This window comes from Bacillus sp. LR_5, assembly GCF_042709275.1.
Map to the genome: position 1 here is coordinate 1 of NZ_JAVAXX010000275.1, position 8,564 is coordinate 8,564.

The window sequence follows — 8,564 nt, forward strand, 5'->3', positions numbered from 1 at the left end:
ATCTGCAAGAATATCATCGATTTCTCTACGGTGCTGAAGCAGCTGGTAAGATACACCTTCATCGGCTTTTTGTTTCAGCTGGCGTTCCAGTTCCGACATCCTTGCCATCAATTCGCTTTCGTCCTGCCTTTGCTGTAAAAGGGTGTCCAGCTTTTGTTCAAGCTGCTCGATTCTTCGTTCTGTGTCGCTACTTGTTTTTTGGACAAGGAAGCCTGTGCGCTTTTTAGCGCTTTTCGGCAGATGAATATCCTGAATCGCCGTGCCTTCAGAGATTTGTTTTTGAACGGATTTTAGAACCTTCACGTCTTCTGCCGTGAACGAATAGTGTCCGAGCTCATTGCGTTCGGCCGGAAGATTCAGCTGCTTCACCCACCGCTGCACCGTTTTTGCGGAGACGCCGAGTTCACTTGCTACCATATTTGTATTCATGATCCCATACCTCCTTTTAAGCTAGGTATTCGACCATAGAATGCGGTTCCCTTCCCGTTAGACAAAACAAGAAAAGATTCGGCAAAGAAAGTGGGTATCTCCTTTTTTTCTTCAAAAACTGTTATTGTTCATACAGTTCTAATGGAAGCTGGTCAGGATCAAAAAAGAAGGTGAAACGCTTGCCGGTCAGCGGATCTGTTCTGATTGGCTCTGTTTCGATTCCTTTTTCATGAAGCTCTTGAACCGCTTTATCCAAGCTGCCGACTGTAAAGGCGAGGTGGCGCAGGCCTGCGGCTTCAGGCCGGGTTTGTCGTTCGGGCGGATCGGGAAACGAGAACAGCTCAATGACATACGAGCCGTTAAGCGACAAATCAAGCTTATAGGAGCCGCGCTCTTCGCGGTACGTTTCTTGAATCACCTGAAAACCAAGCTTATGTACGTAGAAAGCTTTCGACTTTTCGTAATCTGAACATATGATTGCAATATGATGTATGGATTTCAGCAACATCATCCCTCCTCGAATTCCAGTATAGCAGAGGGAGCTTTTCCAGCTGGGATTGAAATGCTTTTGACTGGGGTTAATCACTATACTATAATGAGAATGTTACGCACAGGAAAACAGAGGTGAAGACCGTGTTAGACCGTTTAAAATCAATTGAAGAACGATACGAGAAATTAAATGAGCTTTTGAGCGATCCAGAAGTAGTCAACGATCCGAAAAAGCTAAGAGAATATTCAAAAGAGCAATCTGATATACAAGAAACAGTTGACGTATATAGACAATACAGAGATGCGTCAGAACAGCTGGCTGATGCAAAAGCGATGCTTGAAGAGAAGCTGGACGCTGAGATGCGCGACATGGTGAAGGAAGAGATTTCTGAACTTCAGAAGGAAACGGAAACACTGTCAGAACGGCTGAAAGTGCTCCTGATCCCGAAAGATCCTAATGATGACAAAAACGTTATCATGGAGATCCGCGGGGCCGCGGGAGGCGAGGAAGCTGCTTTATTCGCGGGCAACCTGTACAGAATGTATTCCCGTTATGCCGAGCTTCAGGGCTGGAAGACAGAGGTCATGGAAGCGAATGTAACCGGAACAGGCGGCTACAAAGAGATCATCTTTATGATTACGGGAAGCGGCGCGTATTCTAAACTCAAATATGAAAACGGCGCCCACCGCGTACAGCGTGTTCCGGAAACAGAATCAGGCGGACGCATCCATACATCCACTGCAACAGTGGCATGTCTTCCTGAGGCAGAAGAGGTAGAGGTTGACATCCATGAGAAGGATATCCGTGTTGATACGTTTGCTTCAAGCGGACCGGGCGGACAAAGCGTTAATACAACAATGTCTGCGGTTCGTCTGACTCACTTGCCGACAGGTGTTGTTGTATCATGCCAGGATGAAAAATCTCAAATTAAGAACAAAGAAAAAGCAATGAAGGTTCTCCGTGCCAGAATCTATGATAAATTTCAGCAGGAAGCCCAGGCTGAATATGATCAAACACGGAAATCAGCAGTCGGATCTGGTGACCGCTCTGAACGTATCCGCACATACAACTTCCCGCAAAACCGTGTGACGGATCACAGAATCGGTTTGACGATTCAAAAGCTTGATCAGATTCTTGAAGGAAAACTTGACGAAGTGGTTGAAGCGCTGATTGTTGAAGATCAGGCAAGCAAGCTTCAGCAGTCGGAAGGTTAAGATGAAGACGATATTCGAAGCCCTGAAATGGGCTTCTTCTTATTTAACCGAAGCGGGAAGAGAAGAAAATGCTGCCGAGCTCCTATTGCTTTATGATACCGGAATGGAGAGAAGCAAACTGCTCGCAAGCTTACAGGAACCGATTGGTGAAGACGAACTGTATCGCTTTAAGCGTCACGTTGAGATGCATAAAGAGGGCGTGCCGGTTCAATACATTATAGGAAAAGAGTTTTTTTATGGACGGGATTTTATGGTGAATGATGATGTGCTGATCCCGCGGCCGGAAACTGAAGAAGTTGTCTTTCATTTGCTTGAAAAATATCGGAGTGTCTTTTCTGAAGACGGCAAGCTCGAAGTTGTTGACGTTGGTACAGGGAGCGGCGCAATAGCCGTCACGCTTGCGCTTGAAAACCAAAGCTTTTCTGTGTCGGCGGTCGATATTTCGAAAGAGGCGCTGCAAGTCGCCTCTGCCAATGCAGAAAAACTTGGAGCGAATGTGCGCTTTTATCAGGGCGATCTGCTTGAGCCTTTTATTAAGGCGGGAAAAAAAGCGGATATCATTGTCTCAAACCCGCCATATATTTCAGAGGAAGAAATGGCTGATCTATCGGAAATTGTCCGTTTTCATGAGCCGCTGCACGCTCTCACCGATGGCGGAGACGGGCTGAAATTTTATAAGCGGTTTATGGAAGACATTCCGCTTGTCATGAAGGATAAAGTATTTGTCGTTTTTGAAATCGGATGGAACCAGGGAGCGGCGGTCAAAGACCTGATCCTCAAGGCGTTTAAGGGAGCGGAAGTGGAAGTGCTGAAAGATATTAATGGAAAAGACAGAACCATATGCGCTCTGATTCATAAAAATAAATAAGCAGCTTGCTGGCGAGTGAATGGATCAAGCTGTTTAACACCAGCAAAGGGGATGTAAACATGAAAAAGGCCCTGACAGCAGGAATCCTGCTCATTGCGATTGAGAGCATGATTGGCACCATTTTTCCGCAGGCTCTTTCATATGAAGCGATTTTTGGCGTTGCGTCTCTCGCTTTAGTGGGGCTCGCGATCATTACATCGGGTTTGGCTGTAAGCGGAAGCGATCAGCGGGCAAACTACCATTCAGAAACCAAAGAAGGCCGTACATCTCGCATGAAAATGGCGGCCGCTTTCTTTGTTGCGGCGATACCTTCCATTCTATGTTATTTGCTGACGATTTTGTTTTAATAAAAAAGGAAGCCTCTTAGGCTTCCTTTTTTTGCAGTAAAACAGAATCCCATATCCAATAGATAAGAGCTGTTAATACAGCGAAAAGATAGAAGGCTGTATTTTGAAACAAAGATTGTCCCGAAGGCTGAAGCACGCCGAAAATGATCGCGTTGGCAATAAAAGCAGCGGCAAGGTAATACAGCAGATACAAAGGGCTGAACCGTTTCGGCTTTTTATTCATCATGATTTGAAGCGGCAGTGCGAAGATCAAATAAGGAAACAGAAAATAAAATGCCATTGTGATGAGAGCGGCAATGATAAATGAATGAATATAAATTACTGAATAAAGAACGGACATCGTGAATGCTGATAACAGCACTGTATAATTGTATTTCATCTTAAACCTCCTAAAACACTATCGTACCATAAATAAGATTAACAGCTTGCTAGATTTTTTTCACCCTGCACGTTTACCCCCGGCTCTCCTTGTCCATAATAGGGCTAGAAACAAAGCACGGAGAGGAACGGTGGGGACCGATGAAAAAAACAGTAATCATTTGTATATATATCTTTCTTTTATTATCTGGAGCGCTCGTAGGGCTGGCAAAAGAAGAGACGGCACAGAAATCGGAAAATCAGCCGGTGGTCATACCGGATCAGGCGATTCGTTTGAGAATATTGGCAAACAGCGATAGTGATCAAGACCAGCAATTAAAACGTCATATAAGAGACGCGGTGAATAAAGAAATCACAACTTGGGTAAAGGATATTACTTCTATTGAAGAAGCGCGTCGCGTGATTCGTTCAAAGCTGCCTGAAATCAAAGCAATTGCAAAGGAAACAATGGAGAAAGAAGGAGCGAATCAGTCGATATCCGTTGATTTTGACAAAATCTCGTTTCCGACAAAGCTTTACGGCAACATGGTATATCCTGCCGGTGAGTATGAAGCGATTTTGATTACGCTTGGAAACGGAGACGGCGCCAACTGGTGGTGTGTGCTGTTCCCGCCCCTCTGCTTTCTTGATTTTTCTAACGGGGAAGCCGTCAAAGAACAAGAAGATAAAGAAGCCTCAAAAAAGCAGACTGAAAAAGTGCTTGAGGACGTAACCGCTAAAGCGGAAAAAGCCAAAAAAGAAGAGAACGAAGAAAAAGAAGACGGCACAGAAGTGAAATTCTTTTTAGTCGAATGGATTTCCGACCTTTTTTCCTAATCATCTGGTCTAAAAATAGATTTGCCTCATAGATTGGAAGAAAGAACGCAAAAACGGGGTGAACGGATGTTTTATCAACTGCGGGTGGCAAGGGAAAAAGACGGAGATGTGCTCGAGGCATTTTTAAAACAGGCAAAAACCAGCTATGAAGGCGTGAAAGAAGGCTTCACTCAATTTCTTATGCTGGAGGACAGTGAGAAAAACATTGCCGGATGCCTCGGTATTGAAAAAATAAGCTGTGACCAGGGGCTGCTGCGATCACTTGTCATATCGGACAAGCTTCACCAAGGCCACATCGTCACGCTTTTTCAAAGCATGGAGGTGCTGTGCGAAAAGCATCAGATCAAAACCGTGTACCTAGTAGCAAATCAGCATTCCTCTGCGGACTTTCTGACGGCCATGGGTTTTGAAAGAGCTGAGAGTGTACCGGAGGAGCTGTTTTCTTCTGATCACTTCTGTGAATCGCGGCAAACAGAAGGAGCCGTTTTGATGAAAAAAGCGTCTGGATAAGTGCAGTTTATACACATGCTTATCCACTTCTTTATTAGCGTTGTCCACAATTTGTGGATAACGCTTGTTTTATTACAGGACATCTTTTATACTTTCAAAAGGATTACACGCGTAAAACAATCGTTTTATTGTTGTGAATAAGGAGTTTGGTCAGAAATGAAAACGAAAAGATGGTTTGTGGATGTAACTGACGAGTTATCCACAAATGATCCACAAATTGCACAAGCAGCCGCTTTGCTCCGAGAAAATGAGGTCGTTGCCTTTCCGACAGAAACAGTATATGGCCTAGGCGCAAACGCAAAAAATACGGATGCCGTCAAAAAAATATATGAGGCGAAAGGGCGGCCGAGCGATAATCCCCTGATTGTCCACATTGCGGATATCAGCCAGCTTGAGGATTTAACGGGCCCGGCGCCGGAAAAGGCGAAAACATTGATGAAACGGTTTTGGCCGGGAGCACTTACGCTCATTCTGCCTTGCAAACCTGATGCGCTTTCACCTCGTGTAACGGCAGGTCTTGAAACGGTTGCCATTAGAATGCCGGATCATCCGCTTGCCCTTGCATTGATTCGCGAATCGGGACTGCCGATTGCAGCACCGAGCGCCAATCTATCAGGCAAGCCAAGTCCCACAAAAGCAGAGCATGTGGCTCACGACTTGGATGGACGCATAGCCGGTATTATGGATGGAGGCCCTACCGGAATCGGGGTCGAATCAACCGTGCTTTCATGTGCGGACGACATCCCTGTTCTCCTGCGTCCTGGCGGCATTACGAAGGAACAAATTGAAGCGGTGATCGGGCCGATCCATGTGGATAAAGGGCTCAGCGATCAAAACGAGAAGCCGATTTCTCCAGGGATGAAATATACACATTATGCGCCGACAGCGCCTCTTGCCATTTGCGAAGGCAGCCCAGAGCGCATTCAGCACCTCATTCAAGAATATCAACAGGGCGGAAGACGGGTCGGTGTCCTGACGACAGAAGAAAAAGCGGGCGTTTATTCCGCTGATTATGTGAAGAGCTGCGGAAGACGGGCTCAGCTTGAGACTGTTGCGGCAGGGCTGTATGATGCTTTGCGCAGCTTTGATGAGAATAAGGTAGATTTCATTATTGCGGAATCCTTTCCGGATACAGGTGTCGGTCTTGCTATTATGAACAGGCTGATGAAAGCCGCCGGAGGAAGAGTGATTCGCTGAAAGCAGTCAGATGTTCTAACCCTTTTTGGACACGCATAGGCTAAAAAAAGCGGGGCGTGTCCAAGGGGGTTATTTATGTATGTCGGATTTGTTTATAGGCGAACTGATTACATTAAGCATCATGGCGTTTGCTTTAGGGATGGATGCTTTTTCTGTCGGCCTTGGAATGGGCATGGTCAAACTTAGAAAGAAGCAGATATTCTATATTGGTTTCATCATCGGCCTCTTTCACGTCATCATGCCTCTCGCAGGGATGGCGGCCGGTAACATGCTGTCAGGGCTCCTCGGCGTGTTAGCGGTTTATATCGGTGGGGCGCTGCTTTTTGTTCTTGGGGTTCAAATGCTTATGGCCTCTTTTAAACAGTCAGAAGAACGATTCATGTCACCGGCAGGGCCGGGCTTATTGCTGTTTGCCATCGGCGTCAGCCTTGACAGCTTTTCCGTCGGCTTGAGCTTGGGGATATACGGCTCGCATCCGCTCCTCACAATTACCCTGTTCGGGCTGTTTAGCATGATGTTGACATGGCTGGGCCTGCTGGTCGGAAAACAAGTGCAGTCATGGCTTGGCACATACAGCGAAGCGCTCGGGGGCATCATATTAATCGCGTTTGGATTAAAGCTGCTTTTGCCAATTTAATATACCAATAAAAGAAACGAAGTCGCCGTTTCTTTTTTCTTCATATATAATAGAGAAAAATAAGGGGTGACTGACATGGATATTATTTTTGTCTGTACTGGAAATACGTGCCGCAGCCCAATGGCTGAGGCGCTTTTTAAATCAATTGCAGAAATGGAAGGGCTGAATGTCAATGTCCGCTCGGCAGGCGTGTTTGCTTCACCTAATGGGAAAGCGACGCCTCATGCAGTCGAAGCGCTGTTTGAAAAACACATTGCCCTTAATCATGTGTCTTCTCCATTAACTGAAGAACTTATGGAATCGGCTGATTTGGTTCTGGCTATGACCCATCAGCACAAACAGATCATTGCCAGCCAATTTGGACGTTATCGTGATAAAGTGTTTACGTTAAAAGAATATGTCACAGGCAGCCATGGTGATGTCCTCGATCCGTTCGGCGGCTCAATTGACATCTATAAACAAACGCGAGATGAGCTTGAAGAGCTTCTTCGGCAGCTGGCAAAACAGCTGAAAAAAGACCGTAGATAAGTTGTCAGAAAATCTGCAAACAGGTCATTTGCAAATCCTGCGTGAAGGAGTAGAATATAGTGAAAAGCACATCATATGGTGTGAATCAAAGAGCGGACAGGCTGCGCGGTCAATAAAGCGGGCGGGCCGCATCACACACGCTGGGAGGAAAAGCAGATGAAAGTAGCCATTGCATCGGATCATGGCGGCGTTCACATTCGAAATGAAATCAAAGAGTTAATGGACGAATTGCAAATTGAATATATTGATATGGGCTGTGACTGCGGCAGCGGCTCTGTCGATTATCCGGATTATGCTTTTCCGGTGGCCGAAAAAGTGGTTAGCGGCGAAGTTGACAGAGGCATTTTAATTTGCGGGACAGGCATCGGCATGAGCATTTCCGCTAATAAAGTAAAAGGGATTCGCTGCGCGCTGGCGCACGATACCTTCAGCGCGAAGGCGACGAGGGAGCATAATGACACAAACATCCTTGCGATGGGTGAACGGGTGATCGGACCTGGTTTGGCTCGGGAAATCGCAAAAATCTGGCTGACTACTGAGTTTACCGGGGGAAGACACCAAACGCGTATTGGAAAAATCTCAGATTATGAAGAGAAAAACCTGTAGGGGTGCTGTTTAATGAATGAGTTGAAACAAACGTGGAAGACGATGCTGTCTGAGTTTCAGGACCAAGCGGAATTGAAACAAGATCAGCTCTTCGTCCTTGGATGCAGCACGAGCGAAGTGGCCGGCAGCCGGATCGGCACATCGGGCAGTGTAGATATCGCTGAAAGCATCTACAGCGGACTTGCTGAGCTCCGGGAAAAAACGGGAATCCATCTGGCGTTTCAATGCTGCGAGCATTTAAACAGAGCGCTTGTCGTCGAAGCAGAAACAGCCAAGCTGTTCAGGCTTCCAACCGTTTCTGCCGTGCCCGTTCCAAAAGCGGGCGGAGCGATGGCGTCTTATGCGTTTAAGCAGATGAAGTCTCCTGTTCTTGTTGAAACCATTCAGGCTGACGCCGGAATTGATATAGGCGATACGTTTATCGGCATGCATCTGAAGCCGGTGGCTGTCCCTGTGCGTGTCTCTCAAAACAGCCTCGGTTCAGCTCATGTGACATTGGCGCGTACACGGCCGAAACTAATCGGTGGAGTGCGGGCGGTTTATG

Annotated in this window: 13 protein-coding genes; 10 read left to right on the forward strand and 3 right to left on the reverse strand. The window is 46.5% G+C overall.

The window, feature by feature from the left end; all coding sequences use genetic code 11:
- Together racA and gloA2 are read right to left on the reverse strand one after the other, a co-directional pair.
- Positions 1-429: chromosome-anchoring protein RacA (racA, locus tag RAC86_RS31375; RefSeq protein WP_377886409.1), on the reverse strand; the 429-nt coding region annotated here is incomplete at its 3' end.
- A 121-nt stretch (positions 430-550) separates the two neighbouring features.
- The gene (gloA2, locus tag RAC86_RS31380) at positions 551-937 is read right to left on the reverse strand and encodes an SMU1112c/YaeR family gloxylase I-like metalloprotein (RefSeq protein ID WP_003227644.1); all 387 of its coding nucleotides are present in this window, start codon (positions 935-937) and stop codon (positions 551-553) included.
- Positions 938-1,062: 125 nt separating this feature from the next.
- Here gloA2 and prfA point away from each other — a divergent pair, with 125 nt between their 5' ends.
- From prfA to RAC86_RS31395, 3 genes are read left to right on the forward strand one after another with little or no spacing between them, the layout of a single operon-like run.
- Complete coding sequence (prfA, locus tag RAC86_RS31385) at positions 1,063-2,133, forward strand: peptide chain release factor 1 (RefSeq protein WP_003227645.1); 1,071 nt, start codon at positions 1,063-1,065, stop codon at positions 2,131-2,133.
- A 1-nt stretch (position 2,134) separates the two neighbouring features.
- Complete coding sequence (gene prmC / locus RAC86_RS31390; protein ID WP_377886410.1) at positions 2,135-3,001, forward strand: peptide chain release factor N(5)-glutamine methyltransferase; 867 nt, start codon at positions 2,135-2,137, stop codon at positions 2,999-3,001.
- Between the two features lie 59 nt (positions 3,002-3,060).
- Entirely contained in the window at positions 3,061-3,348 is a 288-nt protein-coding gene (locus tag RAC86_RS31395) for a DUF5316 family protein (RefSeq protein ID WP_038429779.1), read from the forward strand.
- Between the two features lie 16 nt (positions 3,349-3,364).
- Here RAC86_RS31395 and RAC86_RS31400 read toward each other — a convergent pair whose 3' ends face one another.
- Positions 3,365-3,727, reverse strand: a complete 363-nt coding sequence (locus RAC86_RS31400; RefSeq protein WP_014478265.1) for a UPF0715 family protein — start codon at positions 3,725-3,727, stop codon at positions 3,365-3,367.
- Between the two features lie 140 nt (positions 3,728-3,867).
- Here RAC86_RS31400 and spoIIR point away from each other — a divergent pair, with 140 nt between their 5' ends.
- The 7 genes from spoIIR to RAC86_RS31435 all read left to right on the forward strand — a co-directional run.
- The gene (spoIIR, locus tag RAC86_RS31405) at positions 3,868-4,542 is read left to right on the forward strand and encodes a stage II sporulation protein R (protein WP_003227654.1); all 675 of its coding nucleotides are present in this window, start codon (positions 3,868-3,870) and stop codon (positions 4,540-4,542) included.
- A 66-nt stretch (positions 4,543-4,608) separates the two neighbouring features.
- Entirely contained in the window at positions 4,609-5,052 is a 444-nt protein-coding gene (locus tag RAC86_RS31410) for a GNAT family N-acetyltransferase (protein ID WP_003244265.1), read from the forward strand.
- A gap of 156 nt (positions 5,053-5,208) precedes the next feature.
- Complete coding sequence (locus tag RAC86_RS31415; protein WP_213419920.1) at positions 5,209-6,249, forward strand: L-threonylcarbamoyladenylate synthase; 1,041 nt, start codon at positions 5,209-5,211, stop codon at positions 6,247-6,249.
- A gap of 79 nt (positions 6,250-6,328) precedes the next feature.
- The gene (locus tag RAC86_RS31420; RefSeq protein WP_042975495.1) at positions 6,329-6,886 is read left to right on the forward strand and encodes a manganese efflux pump MntP; all 558 of its coding nucleotides are present in this window, start codon (positions 6,329-6,331) and stop codon (positions 6,884-6,886) included.
- Positions 6,887-6,961: 75 nt separating this feature from the next.
- The gene (gene prpB, locus RAC86_RS31425) at positions 6,962-7,414 is read left to right on the forward strand and encodes a protein arginine phosphatase PrpB (protein ID WP_088327165.1); all 453 of its coding nucleotides are present in this window, start codon (positions 6,962-6,964) and stop codon (positions 7,412-7,414) included.
- Positions 7,415-7,570: 156 nt separating this feature from the next.
- Complete coding sequence (gene rpiB / locus RAC86_RS31430) at positions 7,571-8,020, forward strand: ribose 5-phosphate isomerase B (RefSeq protein ID WP_003221910.1); 450 nt, start codon at positions 7,571-7,573, stop codon at positions 8,018-8,020.
- A gap of 12 nt (positions 8,021-8,032) precedes the next feature.
- Positions 8,033-8,564: TIGR01440 family protein (locus tag RAC86_RS31435; RefSeq protein WP_377886411.1), on the forward strand; the 532-nt coding region annotated here is incomplete at its 3' end.